The organism is Buttiauxella agrestis, from assembly GCF_900446255.1.
GTDB lineage: Bacteria > Pseudomonadota > Gammaproteobacteria > Enterobacterales > Enterobacteriaceae > Buttiauxella > Buttiauxella agrestis.
The window spans coordinates 1,129,555-1,146,611 of record NZ_UIGI01000001.1 but is presented as its reverse complement, the minus strand read 5'-3'; the positions used below and the strand labels follow the sequence as shown (position 1 = coordinate 1,146,611).

General features: G+C 49.3%; 10 protein-coding genes, 2 tRNA genes, 3 rRNA genes, 1 pseudogene and 1 other annotated feature. Of the genes and pseudogenes, 5 read left to right on the top strand and 11 right to left on the bottom strand.

Going from position 1 to position 17,057, the window contains the following annotated elements; all coding sequences use genetic code 11:
• Positions 1-38: 38 nt before the first annotated feature.
• Positions 39-362: a YfiM family lipoprotein gene (locus tag DY231_RS05460; protein ID WP_115627558.1), complete on the top strand. Its 324-nt coding sequence runs from the start codon at positions 39-41 to the stop codon at positions 360-362.
• On the opposite strand, the pseudogene DY231_RS05455 reads toward DY231_RS05460, so the two are convergent.
• The 9 genes and pseudogenes from DY231_RS05455 to rluD form a co-directional block, all read right to left on the bottom strand.
• Positions 359-1,663: pseudogene (locus DY231_RS05455) on the bottom strand (MFS transporter). The gene DY231_RS05460 and the pseudogene DY231_RS05455 sit on opposite strands and share 4 nt — an antisense overlap.
• A 288-nt stretch (positions 1,664-1,951) precedes the next feature.
• Positions 1,952-2,067 (bottom strand): 5S ribosomal RNA (rrf, locus tag DY231_RS05445).
• Between the two features lie 112 nt (positions 2,068-2,179).
• Positions 2,180-5,088, bottom strand: a 23S ribosomal RNA gene (locus DY231_RS05440).
• Positions 5,089-5,294: 206 nt separating this feature from the next.
• Positions 5,295-5,370, bottom strand: a tRNA-Ala gene (locus DY231_RS05435).
• 113 nt (positions 5,371-5,483) lie between these two features.
• A tRNA-Ile gene (locus DY231_RS05430) sits at positions 5,484-5,560 on the bottom strand.
• Positions 5,561-5,629: 69 nt separating this feature from the next.
• A 16S ribosomal RNA gene (locus DY231_RS05425) occupies positions 5,630-7,169 on the bottom strand.
• The 16S, 23S and 5S rRNA genes sit together here with 2 tRNA genes alongside, the layout of an rRNA operon.
• Positions 7,170-7,643: 474 nt before the next feature.
• Positions 7,644-10,217 carry an ATP-dependent chaperone ClpB gene (clpB, locus tag DY231_RS05420; protein WP_115627556.1) on the bottom strand — a complete coding sequence of 858 codons (2,574 nt, stop codon included), beginning with the start codon at positions 10,215-10,217 and terminating at the stop codon, positions 7,644-7,646.
• 130 nt (positions 10,218-10,347) lie between these two features.
• Positions 10,348-11,079, bottom strand: coding sequence for a purine nucleoside phosphorylase YfiH (gene yfiH, locus DY231_RS05415; protein ID WP_115627555.1), 732 nt, complete (start codon positions 11,077-11,079; stop codon positions 10,348-10,350).
• Positions 11,076-12,056: a 23S rRNA pseudouridine(1911/1915/1917) synthase RluD gene (rluD, locus tag DY231_RS05410; protein ID WP_034497779.1), complete on the bottom strand. Its 981-nt coding sequence runs from the start codon at positions 12,054-12,056 to the stop codon at positions 11,076-11,078. The genes yfiH and rluD overlap by 4 nt, the downstream gene beginning before the upstream one ends.
• A gap of 130 nt (positions 12,057-12,186) precedes the next feature.
• Here rluD and bamD point away from each other — a divergent pair, with 130 nt between their 5' ends.
• From bamD to pheA, 4 genes are all read left to right on the top strand, one after another.
• Complete coding sequence (gene bamD, locus DY231_RS05405) at positions 12,187-12,924, top strand: outer membrane protein assembly factor BamD (RefSeq protein ID WP_115627554.1); 738 nt, start codon at positions 12,187-12,189, stop codon at positions 12,922-12,924.
• A 272-nt stretch (positions 12,925-13,196) separates the two neighbouring features.
• Positions 13,197-13,535 (top strand): ribosome-associated translation inhibitor RaiA, encoded by a 339-nt coding sequence (gene raiA, locus DY231_RS05400; RefSeq protein WP_034457302.1) that lies wholly within the window; start codon positions 13,197-13,199, stop codon positions 13,533-13,535.
• 104 nt (positions 13,536-13,639) lie between these two features.
• Positions 13,640-13,766, top strand: a sequence feature (Phe leader region).
• The gene (pheL, locus tag DY231_RS25315) at positions 13,641-13,688 is read left to right on the top strand and encodes a pheA operon leader peptide PheL (protein ID WP_193216298.1); all 48 of its coding nucleotides are present in this window, start codon (positions 13,641-13,643) and stop codon (positions 13,686-13,688) included. It overlaps the preceding feature by 48 nt.
• 21 nt (positions 13,767-13,787) lie before the next feature.
• Positions 13,788-14,948 carry a bifunctional chorismate mutase/prephenate dehydratase gene (gene pheA / locus DY231_RS05395; RefSeq protein WP_115627553.1) on the top strand — a complete coding sequence of 387 codons (1,161 nt, stop codon included), beginning with the start codon at positions 13,788-13,790 and terminating at the stop codon, positions 14,946-14,948.
• 29 nt (positions 14,949-14,977) lie between these two features.
• Here the strand turns inward: pheA and DY231_RS05390 are convergent, their stop codons facing one another.
• Positions 14,978-15,853, bottom strand: a complete 876-nt coding sequence (locus DY231_RS05390) for an SMP-30/gluconolactonase/LRE family protein (protein WP_115627552.1) — start codon at positions 15,851-15,853, stop codon at positions 14,978-14,980.
• Between the two features lie 74 nt (positions 15,854-15,927).
• Positions 15,928-17,049, bottom strand: a complete 1,122-nt coding sequence (tyrA, locus tag DY231_RS05385) for a bifunctional chorismate mutase/prephenate dehydrogenase (RefSeq protein WP_115627551.1) — start codon at positions 17,047-17,049, stop codon at positions 15,928-15,930.
• Positions 17,050-17,057: the final 8 nt, after the last annotated feature.

Genomic DNA, 17,057 nt, shown 5'->3' with positions numbered 1-17,057 from the left:
CCTGCTTGCAGGGTTTTTTTATAGCCAGAGGAGAGTGAATGCTACGTTTATTACTTCCATTAGTGTTCCTCTTGAGTGGTTGCAGCCATATGGCGCAAGATCAGTGGCACGGGCAGGATAAAGCTCAACATTTTATCGCCTCTGCAATTCTGTCCGCTGCGGGGAATGAATATGGTCATCATCAGAACTGGAGTGATTCCCGTAGTGCTAATTTTGGTTTCTTATTTTCAGTCAGCCTTGGGGCAACCAAAGAGCTTTGGGATAGCCGTGATACAGGAAGTGGGTGGAGCTGGAAGGATTTCACGTGGGATGTAGCCGGTGCGGCCACCGGCTATGCAATATGGCAATTTGCCCGATATTAAAGTTTTATCCCTTTACCCTTGCGATGTAGCAACAGTGACACCAGGAATGCTAAAGCCCCCATTCCGGAGACATACCAGAAAAATGCTGTTTCCATACCAATAGATTTGAGGGAAAGCGCAACATATTCTGCGGAACCACCAAACAGCGCATTGGCTACCGCGTAAGATAAACCGACACCTAATGCCCGGACTTCTGGCGGGAACATTTCAGCCTTCAAAATCCCGCTGATCGAAGTATAAAAACTGACGATTAACATAGCGAATATGACAAGGCCAAATGCCGCGTAGGGAGAGGTGACGTTTTGCAAAGCGGTAAGAACGGGAACTGTCATTACCGTGGCTTATCCACCAAAACACAGCATGGAATTACGGCGACCAATCCTATCTGATAAAGCTCCAAAGAAGGGTTGTACCAACATAAATATAAACAATGCAAATGTCATTAATGCGCTGGCAGTATTCGCATGCATTCCTGCTGTATTAACCAAATACTTTTGCATGTAAGTCGTGAAGGTATAAAAACTTAGTGAACCGCCAGCGGTAAACCCAAGAACCATAATAAAAGCGCGACGGTTTTTCCAAAGACCGCCTAAAGTACCGGCATCTTTATGTTCCCGCGTTGTTTTATTTGATGTTTCATCCAGCGAACGACGTAGATATAGTGCAACAACGGCCAGTACAGCTCCAAGGGCAAATGGAATTCTCCATCCCCATTCACGTAATTCCCCGTCACTGAGAATTTGCTGGAGCACAACGACGACCAGCAGAGCTAAAAGTTGCCCTCCGATAAGCGTCACATATTGGAAAGAAGCATAAAATCCTTTCCGGCCTTCTACTGCAACTTCACTCATATATGTCGCACTTGTTCCATATTCCCCTCCTACAGAGAGTCCCTGAAATAAGCGAGCCAATAAAAGCAGTACTGGTGCCCAGGTGCCAATGGCTTCATAGCCTGGTAAACAGGCGATCACCAAAGATCCGAAGCACATCATGCAGACTGAGATTAGCATTGAGTTTTTGCGGCCATGTTTATCGGCAATGTAGCCAAACAGCCAGCCCCCTATCGGACGCATCAAGAACCCAGCAGCAAATACCCCTGCTGTTTGTAGAAGTTGGGTTGTGTTGTTACCTGAAGGGAAAAAGATATGGGCGAAGTACAGCGAACAGAATGAATAGACGTAGAAATCAAACCACTCAACCAAATTCCCCGATGATGCTCCGACAATGGCCCAAATACGGCGGCGTGTATCTGAGCTTGTAAGAGCGGCGTTATCCTGCTGTGTTGTTACTGTTTCAGTCATTTTAATTTTCTCCTGTCTTCCTGAATAGGCAAAAGCCCAAAGATCCAGTAAAGCAGGAGATAAAACAGATGCGCCTCAGAGTTATCTGTTTCGATGTAGTTGCTTACAAAATTGTGAGCAAGCTAATCTTTTGGAGTGTATTACGAGGAAATTGCATAAATTATTCGTATCATCCTGATACTCACCCCATCGGGGCCGCCATAAATGGCATTCAGAATGATGTCCGAAAATTTTTCACAGACAGCAAAAAGCCCTGTACGTCAGTACAGGGCTTTCCACTTATTTAGAGCCTGGCAGTTCCCTACTCTCGCATGGGGAGACCCCACACTACCATCGGCGCTACGGCGTTTCACTTCTGAGTTCGGCATGGGGTCAGGTGGGACCACCGCGCTGTTGCCGCCAGGCATATTCTGTTTCATCAACCGTCATGTTATTCACACAACCATCGACTTAAAATCTCGGTTCAAGCTGAAAATAAAATGCTTAGTCTCTCAACCAAAACACCTTCGGTGTTGTAAGGTTAAGCCTCACGGATCATTAGTACTGGTTAGCTCAACGTATCGCTACGCTTACACACCCAGCCTATCAACGTCGTAGTCTTCAACGTTCCTTCAGGGGAATCAAGTTCCCAGGGAGAATTCATCTCGGGGCAAGTTTCGCGCTTAGATGCTTTCAGCGCTTATCTTTTCCGCATTTAGCTACCGGGCAATGCCATTGGCATGACAACCCGAACACCAGTGATGCGTCCACTCCGGTCCTCTCGTACTAGGAGCAGCCCCCCTCAATTCTCCAGCGCCCACGGCAGATAGGGACCGAACTGTCTCACGACGTTCTAAACCCAGCTCGCGTACCACTTTAAATGGCGAACAGCCATACCCTTGGGACCTACTTCAGCCCCAGGATGTGATGAGCCGACATCGAGGTGCCAAACACCGCCGTCGATATGAACTCTTGGGCGGTATCAGCCTGTTATCCCCGGAGTACCTTTTATCCGTTGAGCGATGGCCCTTCCATTCAGAACCACCGGATCACTAAGACCTGCTTTCGCACCTGCTCGAGCCGTCACTCTCGCAGTCAAGCTAGCTTATGCCTTTGCACTAACCTCACGATGTCCGACCGTGATTAGCTAACCTTCGTGCTCCTCCGTTACGCTTTAGGAGGAGACCGCCCCAGTCAAACTACCCACCAGACACTGTCCGCAACCCGGATCACGGGTCTACGTTAGAACATCAAACATTAAAGGGTGGTATTTCAAGGTTGGCTCCATGCAGACTGGCGTCCACACTTCAAAGCCTCCCACCTATCCTACACATCAAGGCTCAATGTTCAGTGTCAAGCTATAGTAAAGGTTCACGGGGTCTTTCCGTCTTGCCGCGGGTACACTGCATCTTCACAGCGATTTCAATTTCACTGAGTCTCGGGTGGAGACAGCCTGGCCATCATTACGCCATTCGTGCAGGTCGGAACTTACCCGACAAGGAATTTCGCTACCTTAGGACCGTTATAGTTACGGCCGCCGTTTACCGGGGCTTCGATCAAGAGCTTCAGCTTGCGCTTAACCCCATCAATTAACCTTCCGGCACCGGGCAGGCGTCACACCGTATACGTCCACTTTCGTGTTTGCACAGTGCTGTGTTTTTAATAAACAGTTGCAGCCAGCTGGTATCTTCGACTGCCTTCAGCTCCATCCGCGAGGGACTTCACCTACCGACAGCGTGCCTTCTCCCGAAGTTACGGCACCATTTTGCCTAGTTCCTTCACCCGAGTTCTCTCAAGCGCCTTGGTATTCTCTACCTGACCACCTGTGTCGGTTTGGGGTACGATTCGTTGTTACCTGATGCTTAGAGGCTTTTCCTGGAAGTGCGGCATTTGTTACTTCAGCACCGTAGTGCCTCGTCATCACACCTCAGCGTTAGATAAGAGTCCGGATTTACCTAAACTCTCCGCCTACATGCTTAAACCGGGACAACCGTCGCCCGGCTAACATAGCCCTCTCCGTCCCCCCTTCGCAGTAACACCGAGTACAGGAATATTAACCTGTTTCCCATCGACTACGCCTTTCGGCCTCGCCTTAGGGGTCGACTCACCCTGCCCCGATTAACGTTGGACAGGAACCCTTGGTCTTCCGGCGAGCGGGTTTTTCACCCGCTTTATCGTTACTTATGTCAGCATTCGCACTTCTGATACCTCCACCAGACCTCACAGTCCAGCTTCAACGGCTTACAGAACGCTCCCCTACCCAACAACGCCTAAGCGTCGCTGCCGCAGCTTCGGTGCATGGTTTAGCCCCGTTACATCTTCCGCGCAGGCCGACTCGACCAGTGAGCTATTACGCTTTCTTTAAATGATGGCTGCTTCTAAGCCAACATCCTGGCTGTCTGTGCCTTCCCACATCGTTTCCCACTTAACCATGACTTTGGGACCTTAGCTGGCGGTCTGGGTTGTTTCCCTCTTCACGACGGACGTTAGCACCCGCCGTGTGTCTCCCGTGATAACATTCTTCGGTATTCGTAGTTTGCATCGGGTTGGTAAGCCGGGATGGCCCCCTAGCCGAAACAGTGCTCTACCCCCGAAGATGAGTTCACGAGGCGCTACCTAAATAGCTTTCGGGGAGAACCAGCTATCTCCCGGTTTGATTGGCCTTTCACCCCCAGCCACAAGTCATCCGCTAATTTTTCAACATTAGTCGGTTCGGTCCTCCAGTTAGTGTTACCCAACCTTCAACCTGCCCATGGCTAGATCACCGGGTTTCGGGTCTATACCCTGCAACTTAACGCCCAGTTAAGACTCGGTTTCCCTGCGGCTCCCCTATACGGTTAACCTTGCTACAGAATATAAGTCGCTGACCCATTATACAAAAGGTACGCAGTCACCCCATAAAAGAGGCTCCCACTGCTTGTACGTACACGGTTTCAGGTTCTGTTTCACTCCCCTCGCCGGGGTTCTTTTCGCCTTTCCCTCACGGTACTGGTTCACTATCGGTCAGTCAGGAGTATTTAGCCTTGGAGGATGGTCCCCCCATATTCAGACAGGATACCACGTGTCCCGCCCTACTCTTCGAGTTCACAGTATGTGTATTTTTGTGTACGGGAGTATCACCCTGTACCCTGCGACTTTCCAGACGCTTCCACTAATACACAAACTGATTCAGACTCTGGGCTGCTCCCCGTTCGCTCGCCGCTACTGGGGGAATCTCGGTTGATTTCTTTTCCTCGGGGTACTTAGATGTTTCAGTTCCCCCGGTTCGCTTCGTTAAGCTATGTATTCACTTAACGATAGTGCAACGAATTGCACTGGGTTTCCCCATTCGGAAATCGTCGGTTATAACGGTTCATATCACCTTACCGACGCTTATCGCAGATTAGCACGTCCTTCATCGCCTCTGACTGCCAGGGCATCCACCGTGTACGCTTAGTCGCTTAACCTCACAACCCGAAGATGTCTCGTAAGACACAATCGTGATTGTGAAAATTTGAGAGACTCGAACACACCGCATTTTCCTTTCTTATTACGGAGAAAGGAAACAGTGTGTCGTTTCAATTTTCAGCTTGTTCCGGATTTTTAAAGAGCAAATACTTCTCAGCACACTGTTAAACAGTACACTTAGAAGTATTGGGTGAGCATGAAATGATGGTGGAGCTAAGCGGGATCGAACCGCTGACCTCCTGCGTGCAAGGCAGGCGCTCTCCCAGCTGAGCTATAGCCCCATCGATTTCGTAAAACCTTTGATTTACCGTGAATTATTCGCTAGTCAAGGCGCAGCGTCACGAAGCATATTGAAATATGCGAGTGATGCTGTAACGCAGGATAGCGGAGAATTTGGTAGGCCTGAGTGGACTTGAACCACCGACCTCACCCTTATCAGGGGTGCGCTCTAACCACCTGAGCTACAAGCCTATAAGGTTTTACTGCTCGTTTTCTATCAGACAATCTGTGTGAGCACTACGCAAGTTCGTATCTATTAGGTAAGGAGGTGATCCAACCGCAGGTTCCCCTACGGTTACCTTGTTACGACTTCACCCCAGTCATGAATCACAAAGTGGTAAGCGCCCTCCCGAAGGTTAAGCTACCTACTTCTTTTGCAACCCACTCCCATGGTGTGACGGGCGGTGTGTACAAGGCCCGGGAACGTATTCACCGTAGCATTCTGATCTACGATTACTAGCGATTCCGACTTCACGGAGTCGAGTTGCAGACTCCGATCCGGACTACGACGCACTTTATGAGGTCCGCTTGCTCTCGCGAGGTCGCTTCTCTTTGTATGCGCCATTGTAGCACGTGTGTAGCCCTACTCGTAAGGGCCATGATGACTTGACGTCATCCCCACCTTCCTCCAGTTTATCACTGGCAGTCTCCTTTGAGTTCCCGGCCGAACCGCTGGCAACAAAGGATAAGGGTTGCGCTCGTTGCGGGACTTAACCCAACATTTCACAACACGAGCTGACGACAGCCATGCAGCACCTGTCTCAGAGTTCCCGAAGGCACTAAGCCATCTCTGGCGAATTCTCTGGATGTCAAGAGTAGGTAAGGTTCTTCGCGTTGCATCGAATTAAACCACATGCTCCACCGCTTGTGCGGGCCCCCGTCAATTCATTTGAGTTTTAACCTTGCGGCCGTACTCCCCAGGCGGTCGACTTAACGCGTTAGCTCCGGAAGCCACTCCTCAAGGGAACAACCTCCAAGTCGACATCGTTTACGGCGTGGACTACCAGGGTATCTAATCCTGTTTGCTCCCCACGCTTTCGCACCTGAGCGTCAGTCTTTGTCCAGGGGGCCGCCTTCGCCACCGGTATTCCTCCAGATCTCTACGCATTTCACCGCTACACCTGGAATTCTACCCCCCTCTACAAGACTCTAGCCTGCCAGTTTCGAATGCAGTTCCCAGGTTGAGCCCGGGGATTTCACATCCGACTTGACAGACCGCCTGCGTGCGCTTTACGCCCAGTAATTCCGATTAACGCTTGCACCCTCCGTATTACCGCGGCTGCTGGCACGGAGTTAGCCGGTGCTTCTTCTGCGAGTAACGTCAATCACTGCGGTTATTAACCACAATGCCTTCCTCCTCGCTGAAAGTACTTTACAACCCGAAGGCCTTCTTCATACACGCGGCATGGCTGCATCAGGCTTGCGCCCATTGTGCAATATTCCCCACTGCTGCCTCCCGTAGGAGTCTGGACCGTGTCTCAGTTCCAGTGTGGCTGGTCATCCTCTCAGACCAGCTAGGGATCGTCGCCTAGGTGAGCCATTACCTCACCTACTAGCTAATCCCATCTGGGCACATCTGATGGCAAGAGGCCCGAAGGTCCCCCTCTTTGGTCCGAAGACGTTATGCGGTATTAGCTACCGTTTCCAGTAGTTATCCCCCTCCATCAGGCAGTTTCCCAGACATTACTCACCCGTCCGCCGCTCGTCACCCAGGAGCAAGCTCCCTGTGCTACCGCTCGACTTGCATGTGTTAGGCCTGCCGCCAGCGTTCAATCTGAGCCATGATCAAACTCTTCAATTAAAAGCTTGATTTGCTTCAACTCGTGAAGCGGTGCTCAAAAATTAACTTTCGTAATAATTCAACTAAATGAATTACTGCTTGGTCACTCTTCAAGACTTGATATTTTTTTGATACCCGAAGGTATCTGAGATATCAATCCTGCGAGTGCCCACACAGATTGTCTGATAAATTGTTAAAGAGCAGTGAGTCAGGCGCTTTCGCTTGCTAACTCGAGGTGGCGTATATTACGCTTTCCTCTTTCAGAGTCAAGCGTTTATTTTCGCTTTTCATCTGGCTGACGGGCCGGTTTGTAAGCCGTTGTGCCGTGTCAGTGGAGGCGCAGTATAGGGATTTTCTGGAGGCTGACAAGTACTAAAATACAAAATACTTATCGACCGCTCACTTTCCAGGCAACACACCTTTAAAAACTCTAACATCGCCTGGTTTTTAAACAAAAACGAGCCCCGAAGGGCTCGTTTTTATCTTTTATGTGACTTACTGCACTGCCACAATATGGTTGTCTTTGACTTCCAGATGTACAGCTTTCCCAGGAATCAGCTCTCCAGAAAGGATTTGCTGAGCAAGCGGGTTCTCAATTTGCTGCTGGATAGCACGTTTCAACGGTCTTGCACCATACACCGGGTCATAACCATTCTCACTAAGCAGCTTCAGCGCCTCTTCAGAGATAGTGACTTCATAGCCACGGTCTTCAAGACGTTTATACAAACGCTGCAACTGAATCTGCGCGATAGAAGCGATGTGTTTTTCACCCAGAGGATGGAACACCACGACTTCATCTATACGGTTAACGAATTCAGGACGGAAGTTCTGGCTAACAACGCCAAGTACAATGTCCTTCATATGACCATAATCCAACTCGCCGAAACGTTCCTGAATCAAATCAGAACCGAGGTTAGAAGTCATAATCACCACCGTGTTACGGAAGTCGACTGTTCTACCCTGCCCGTCCGTCAGACGTCCATCATCTAATACCTGTAATAAGATGTTGAATACGTCCGGGTGCGCCTTCTCAACTTCATCCAACAGGATGACAGAGTAAGGGCGACGACGAACCGCCTCTGTCAGATACCCACCTTCTTCATAGCCTACATAGCCAGGAGGTGCGCCGACTAAACGAGAGACCGAGTGTTTTTCCATAAACTCAGACATATCGATACGGACCATCGCGTCATCGCTATCAAACATAAAGTTTGCCAGCGCTTTGCACAGTTCGGTTTTACCTACCCCCGTAGGCCCAAGGAACAGGAACGAACCAATTGGGCGGTTCGGGTCAGACAAGCCCGCACGGCTACGGCGAATTGCGTTCGATACGGCTTCAACCGCTTCATTCTGCCCAATAACACGGGTATGAAGTTGTTGTTCCATACGCAGCAGTTTCTCGCGCTCACCTTCAAGCATTCGCGCCACAGGGATCCCCGTCCAGCGTGCCAGCACTTCCGCAATTTCTGCATCAGTGACTTTATTACGCAAAAGACGCATGGTTTTCCCTTCATTCTGAGTGGCAGCTGCAAGCTCTTTCTCAAGCTCCGGAATTTTCCCGTATTGCAATTCAGACATTCTGGCCAGGTCGCCGACACGGCGAGCCTGTTCAATGGCAATTTTCGCCTGCTCCAGCTCCGCTTTAATCGTCTGTTCACCAGAAAGGGATGCTTTCTCAGCTTTCCACTCTTCTTCCAGCACGGAATACTCACGCTCTTTTTGCCCCAACTCTTCTTCAAGCATACTTAAACGTTTCTGGCTGGCTTCGTCAGACTCTTTCTTCAGAGCCTGCTGTTCAAGTTTGAGCTGGATGATTCGACGATCCAGACGGTCAAGCTCTTCTGGCTTCGAGTCAATCTGCATACGAATGCTGGAAGCCGCTTCGTCAATCAGGTCGATGGCTTTATCCGGCAACTGACGGTCAGCGATGTAACGGTGCGATAGCGTCGCAGCCGCAACAATCGCAGGGTCCGTAATTTGCACATGGTGGTGCAATTCGTAGCGTTCTTTCAACCCACGCAAAATAGCAATGGTGTCTTCTACAGAAGGCTCGGCAACAAATACTTTCTGGAAGCGACGCTCAAGTGCTGCATCCTTCTCTATATACTGACGATATTCATCAAGTGTGGTCGCACCGACGCAGTGAAGTTCACCGCGAGCCAGTGCCGGTTTGAGCATGTTGCCCGCATCCATTGCACCGTCAGCTTTACCTGCGCCAACCATCGTGTGCAACTCGTCAATAAACAGGATGACATTACCTTCCTGTTTAGAAAGGTCGTTCAACACACCTTTAAGACGTTCTTCAAATTCGCCACGATATTTCGCACCAGCCACCAGCGAGCCCATATCCAGAGCCAATACACGACGCCCTTTCAAACCTTCCGGCACTTCACCATTAATAATGCGCTGCGCCAGGCCTTCAACGATGGCGGTTTTACCCACACCTGGTTCACCGATTAATACCGGGTTGTTTTTGGTACGACGTTGCAATACCTGAATAGTACGACGAATTTCTTCATCACGGCCAATCACCGGATCGAGCTTGCCTTGTTCCGCACGCTCGGTCAGATCGACGGTATATTTTTTCAATGCCTGACGTTGGTCTTCGGCACCTTGATCATTCACGTTCTCGCCTCCACGCATTTGCTCAATTGCTGCTGTCACATTTGCCGTGGTAGCACCCGCTGATTTCAGTAAATCAGTTAATGTTCCGCGTGATTCAAGTGCTGCCAGAACAAATAACTCTGACGAAATGAAGTTGTCATTTCGTTTTTGCGCCAGTTTGTCACACAGGTTTAATGCACGGACTAAATCCTGAGAAGGCTGAACGTCACCGCCCGTCCCTTCAACTTGTGGCAAACGGCTTAATGCTTGCTCGATCTCAGTACGCAGTTTTCCGGCATTTACACCAGCAGATGTCAGTAAAGGGCGTACAGATCCGCCTTCCTGATTGAGCAAAGCGCTCATCAAGTGAAGGGGTTCGATAAATTGGTTGTCGAGCCCGAGAGCTAAAGATTGGGCATCGGCGAGAGCAAGCTGGAATTTATTAGTAAGACGATCCAGACGCATAACTCCTCCCATAAACAGGTCAAATTTGCTACTGGAGATTAAATGAGGTCATCCCTCAATTATTCAAGGTTAATGACCTGAAATATTTGAAGCGTTTGTTACCTGCGCTGGATCGTCTTGATTCAATAAGTTATATCAGCCAAATGAAACTTGCCATACGGCCTGTGGTTCTGTCGCGTCGATATGAGAAAAAATCACCCGCTTCGCTGTAGGTACAACGGTCGCCACCATAGATTTGGGTAACCCCTACAGCTGACAAACGCTGGCGAGCCAACGTATAGATGTCTGCGATGTATTTATCCCCAGAAGGGCGAAATGCGCTGTCGGCCTGAATATCTTTAGCCATAAACGCTTCACGCACTTCAGGGCCAACTTCAAATGCTTCAGGTCCGATAGCCGGGCCAAGCCACGCCATAATATTTTCTGGCGCGTCTTTGAAACAAGCTATGGTTTCTTCAAGAACGCCTTCGCACAGGCCGCGCCATCCAGCATGAGCAGCCGCAACTTCCGTTCCGGCCTTATTACAGAATAGCACCGGCAGGCAATCCGCAGTCATTACCGCACAAACAGTACCTGGCGTTGAGCTATATGAAGCATCAGCACGTTTGGACAGATAAGGTTCACCAGTCAGCTTTAATACTTCTTTGCCGTGAACCTGCTCTAACCAAACAGGCTTAGAGGGCAACATTGCTGCGGCAAAGAAAAGGCGACGGTTTTCTTCGACATCATCCAGATTATCACCGCAGTGAGCACCCAGATTAAGCGAGTCGTAAGGCGGCTGACTCACGCCGCCAATACGTGTCGAACTGCACGCAGCCACTCCTTGAGGAAGCGGCCAATGCGGGACGATCAATTTACTCATAGCCAGTCCAGTTGGTCCTTGTGAAGTTCTGTATCAACGCGCAATGCTTCAATTAACTCGACCATATCCTGAGGAATTGGCGCATGCCATTCCATCAACATACCGCTGATCGGGTGATGAAGGCGCAGCATAGTTGCGTGTAAAGCCTGCCTGTCAAACTTACGCAGCACGCTGACAAACTCTTCCGATGCACCTTTTGGTGGGCGCGGACGACCGCCATAAAGCTGATCGCCAACCAACGGATGAGTGATATGCGACATGTGTACACGAATCTGGTGAGTACGGCCGGTTTCCAGACGCAGACGCAGACGCGTATGAACACGGAAATGCTCCATGATTCGATAGTGTGTAACCGCAGGTTTACCCATTGGATGCACAGCCATATGTGTACGTTTGGTCGAATGGCGACTGATTGGCTCATCTACTGTGCCACCTGCCGTCATATGACCAATTGCGACCGCTTCATACTCACGCGTGATTTCGCGTAATTGCAAAGCCTCAACCAGGTGAGTTTGCGCCGGTACTGTTTTCGCCACCACCATCAAACCGGTGGTGTCTTTATCCAGACGATGCACAATGCCCGCACGCGGCACATCGGCAATCGGCGGATAATAATGCAGCAGTGCATTTAGTACGGTTCCGTCAGGATTACCCGCACCAGGATGCACAACGAAATCACGCGGCTTGTTAATCACCAGAATATCGTCATCTTCATAGACAATATTAAGCGGGATATCTTGTGGTTCCCAGCGCACATCCTCTTCGATTTCTGCATTGATTGTGACGCTCTCGCCACCCAATACTTTTTCTTTTGGCTTGTCGCTGATCGTGCCGTTGACCAGCACGCGTTGTTCAAGAATCCATTCTTTTATGCGCGATCGTGAATAATCAGGGAACAATTCGGCCAAAGCTTGATCTAAGCGTTGACCGAGTTGAGATTCGGACACTGTTGCGGTGAGTTGTACTAGTTGTGCCATAGACAGCTTCTTCGTTAACGTTGGGTTTTACGGCAATGCCGTTTAATATAGTGTGCTATTGTAGCTGGTCTTTATCGGGAGCTGGTACTGTGAGCCTCCCGGATAACATTCTGAGGAAAGTCAAAACGTCATGACGCGTATGAAATATCTGGTGGCAGCAGCCACGTTGAGCCTGGCTTTGGCTGGTTGCTCCAGTTCCAAGGATGAGGTTCCTGATAATCCACCTTCTGAGATCTATGCGACTGCCCAGCAAAAGTTGCAGGACGGTAACTTTAAAGCGGCGATAACGCAACTGGAAGCGCTGGATAACCGTTATCCGTTCGGGCCTTACTCACAGCAAGTGCAGTTAGATCTTATTTACGCTTACTATAAGAACGCTGATTTGCCGCTGGCTCAGGCTGCGATCGATCGCTTTATGCGTCTGAATCCTACCCATCCAAACATCGACTACGTACTTTACATGCGTGGTCTGACGGACATGGCGTTGGATGATAGCGCATTACAAGGTTTCTTCGGTGTAGATCGTTCAGACCGGGATCCACAGCATGCTCGTGATGCTTTCAACGATTTCTCTAAACTGGTTCGTGGTTATCCGAACAGCCAGTATGTCACCGATGCCACCAAGCGTCTGGTGTTCCTGAAAGATCGTTTAGCGAAATATGAGCTTTCGGTGGCGCAATACTACACTAAACGCGGCGCGTGGGTTGCAGTAGTTAACCGTGTCGAAGGAATGTTGCGCGATTTCCCTGATACTCAGGCCACTCGTGATGGTCTGAAGTTGATGGAAAATGCTTACCGCGAAATGCAAATGCCGGCTCAGGCCGATAAAGTTGCTAAAATTATTGCGGCTAACAGCAGCAAAGCCTGATTCACTGATTTATAAAAACAAAATGGCAGCCCTGGTGGCTGCCATTTTTATTGCCTGAAACATCAAACTGAAACGGTTTAGCGTCAGGTCATCCCATCAAATATGGACGCTATTTCTTCGTTCCACAAGCTTTAAAAACAGAGATCCTGTCCTGCCTCACAAAAAGGGTTTGCTGACAAAAAGTGACAAAATAGTGTGATTCACATCACACATTTTGACATTCAGAAAGGTATGCTGGAGTTACCAAGACGGGAAAGACAAGAGGTAACTTTATGACAATGAACATTACCAGCAAGCAAATGGAAATCACCCCAGCTATTCGTCAGCACGTCGCAGACCGTCTCACTAAACTGGACAAGTGGCAAACTCATCTAATTAATCCACACATTGTTTTGTCCAAAGAACCGAAAGGATTTGTGGCTGATGCCACCATTAATACGCCAAACGGCCAGCTCGTAGCGAGCGCTAAACACGATGATATGTATACGGCTATCAACGATTTGATTAACAAACTGGAGCGGCAGTTGAATAAAGTGCAACACAAAGGTGAAGCGCGTCGCACAGCAGGCTCAGTGAAAGACGTTGCTATCGCGGAAATTGAAGAAGAGTAAATTTTAGCTTTATCAATCATACCAACGCGCCTCCGGGCGCGTTTTTTATTGACAGAGCGAAAACAGACCGGGTACCTTACTTGTACGACTTATCAGGAACCAACCATGAAACTATTTCCGTTTTTCTTCGCATTCTTTTTTACCTTCCCCTGAATGGGAGGCAATTCGTCGTGTGATAAAGAATGCGAAGACGAACAAACAGGCCTCCCCCAGCGGGGAGGCCTTTTTTATGGAATTTAAAAAGGTAGCGTTATGAGTGAGACAAACCCATTGCTGGCACTACGCGATAAAATCAGTGCACTGGATGTAAAACTGCTGGCTTTGCTGGCAGAACGTCGCTTGTTGGCTGTAGAAGTCGGAAAAGCCAAACTTGCGACTCATCGCCCAGTACGTGATATCGATCGTGAGCGAGATTTGCTGGAGCGCCTGATTACTCTGGGTAAAACGCATAATCTGGACGCCCATTACATCACTCGTCTGTTTCAACTCATCATTGAAGACTCAGTCCTGACACAGCAAACGCTATTGCAGCAGCATCTTAATAAAACCAATCCGCAGTCAGCTCGAATCGCGTTCCTCGGCCCAAAAGGTTCTTACTCGCACCTTGCTGCTCGTCAGTATGCCGCTCGTCACTTTGAACAGTTTATTGAAAGTGGCTGCGCCAAGTTCCATGACATCTTCAACCAGGTTGAAACGGGCCAGGCCGATTACGCTGTCGTACCGCTAGAAAACACCAGCTCTGGTGCCATCAATGATGTGTACGATTTATTACAACACACCAGCTTGTCTATCGTTGCTGAAATGACCGTGCCAATCGACCACTGCGTGTTAGTCAAAGGTACTACCGATTTAGACACGATTCAGACGGTATACAGCCATCCGCAACCTTTCCAGCAATGTAGCCAGTTCATTAACCGTTATCCGAACTGGAAAATTGAGTATTGCGAAAGCACTTCTGCTGCAATGGAAAAAGTCGCGCAGGAAAACTCACCACATGTTGCAGCGCTAGGCAGCGAAGCCGGCGGTGCGCTTTATGGCTTACAAGTTCTTGAACGCAACCTGGCAAACCAGACACAAAACATTACCCGTTTCATTGTGTTGGCACGTAAAGCGGTAGAAGTGACCGACCAGGTCCCAGCCAAAACGACCTTGCTGATCGCTACCGGTCAACAAGCCGGTGCTCTTGTAGAAGCGCTGCTGGTTCTGCGTAATCACAATCTGATTATGACGAAACTGGAATCTCGCCCGATTAACGGCAATCCGTGGGAAGAGATGTTTTATCTGGATGTTCAGGCAAACCTGAACGATGAAACGATGCGTAAAGCTCTGCGCGAACTGGGTGAAATCACTCGCTCCATGAAAGTGCTCGGTTGCTATCCAAGCGAAAACGTAGTGCCAGTCGACCCGGCATAGCACTAGCTGTAAGCCAGCGCCATGCTGGCTTACAGCGTCTGTTTAAACTTCAGTTTGGGCATTCCCGCAACCGCGACGCCGAGCGTAAAAATCGCCCCAGATAATGGCTTCGCAGCAACTTCTGCATCATCCATATTTTCTCGCGTTGTGGTGATAAACAACGTTTTCATATCATAGCCGCCAAAGCACACCATTGTCGGGCATCGAACCGGCAACGGGTACTCTTCAAGTATTTCACCCGTCGGCGATAAACGGGCAATCCGATAACCATCAAACAATGCTGTCCAGTAGCAGCCTTCCACGTCAATTGCGGCGCCGTCAGGAATTCCTTGCCCCGGCTCGAAACGCTTAAACACTTCGCGTTTGCCCGGTTCACCTTGCTCATTTAAAGGGGTTCGGTAAATCACTCGGTTTGGCGTATCGGAGGTAAACATCCATTTTTTATCTTCACTAAACGCTAAACCGTTAGCACCATGAATATCATGTTGAATGACATGCGGCGTCAGATCGTTGTCCACGCGGCACAGTAACGCACCGTTGTAATCGCCCGGTCCCCAAAATGTTCCGGCGTAAAAACGCCCCTCTCTGTCAGTTCCACCATCATTGAAACGAGCTAAAGCCGGGTTATTGGGATTATCACAAACTTTACGAGTGATAAGCCCAGTGCGATTGGTGAGATAAATTCCACTTCGCAGCGCAACAATAAAACCGCCCGTTTCGCATAAAGCAAAACAGCCGACTTCCTCTGAAAATTGGATTACATCGTGCTTTTTGCTTTCGATGTTATAGCGATGAATTTCATTTTCGAGAATGTCTGTCCAGTAGAGGCAATTTTCTTCTGCACTCCATGTCGGGCATTCAGGTAAGTGGCCGGTGTAATCGAACAGAACCTGCGGCTGTGCCATTTCTCTATCCTTTTGCCAATAAAAAAAGCCAACGAGTTTCCCCGATGGCTTTCAATTATAAAACTATTTCACAACTACGGGCGGCTATCATTAGCCTGACGTAATAAAGTGCGGCTTTCACTCTGGAAACGTTGGGCATAATCACCAAACCAGTGTTCAACTTTGCGGAAGCTGTCGATAAATGCTTGTTTATCGCCATGCTCCAGTAAGCCAATAGCCTCACCAAAACGTTTGTAATAGCGCTTAATCAGATCCAGATTGCTTTCTGAAGACATAATAATGTCTGCGTAAAGCTGCGGATCTTGTGCAAATAAGCGCCCTACCATTGCCAGTTCCAGGCGATAAATCGGCGATGAAAGCGCAAGCAACTGCTCTAACTGCACATTCTCTTCAGCCAGATGCAAACCATAGGCAAAAGTTGCGAAGTGGCGCAGCGCCTGAATAAAGGCCATATTCTGATCGTGTTCAACAGCTGTAGAACGGTGTAAACGCGCACCCCAGACTTGAATTTGTTCAAGGAACCACTGATACGCTTCAGGCTGACGACCATCACAATAAACCACGACTTGCTTCGCAAGGCTTCCGCTATCTGGGCCAAACATAGGATGCAGACCGAGCACTGGTCCCTGATGTGCAGCCAACATAGCTTGCAGTGGGCCATTCTTCACGGATGCCAAATCGACCAGAATACAGTCATCAGGCAGCCGGGGTAATTGAGCGATAACTTGTTCTGTGATGTGAATCGGAACACTCACAATCACCATCCCAGCATCAGCCATTAACTCTGGCGCCTTAGCCCAGTCTTCTTTTTCAAGAATACGAACCTGATAGCCAGACAGAGTGAGCATCTTTTCAAACAAGCGCCCCATCTGACCGCCACCACCGACGATAACCACCGGGCGTAACGCAGGAAACAGTGTTTTGAAACCTTTATCGTTCTCGCTTGAGTAGGACTCTCGCATTACGCGGCGCAGAACATCTTCAATCAGATCCGGTGGAACCCCCAAAGCTTCAGCTTCTTTGCGGCGTGAAGCCAACATTGCAGCTTCACGTTCCGGGACATAAATCGGTAAACCATACTGGCTTTTGACTTCGCCAACTTCTGCTACCAGTTCCAGGCGGCGTGCCAGTAGCCCCAGCAACGCCTTATCCACTTCGTCAATTTGATCGCGTAGCGCGGTCAATTCAGCCACCATAGTAAAAC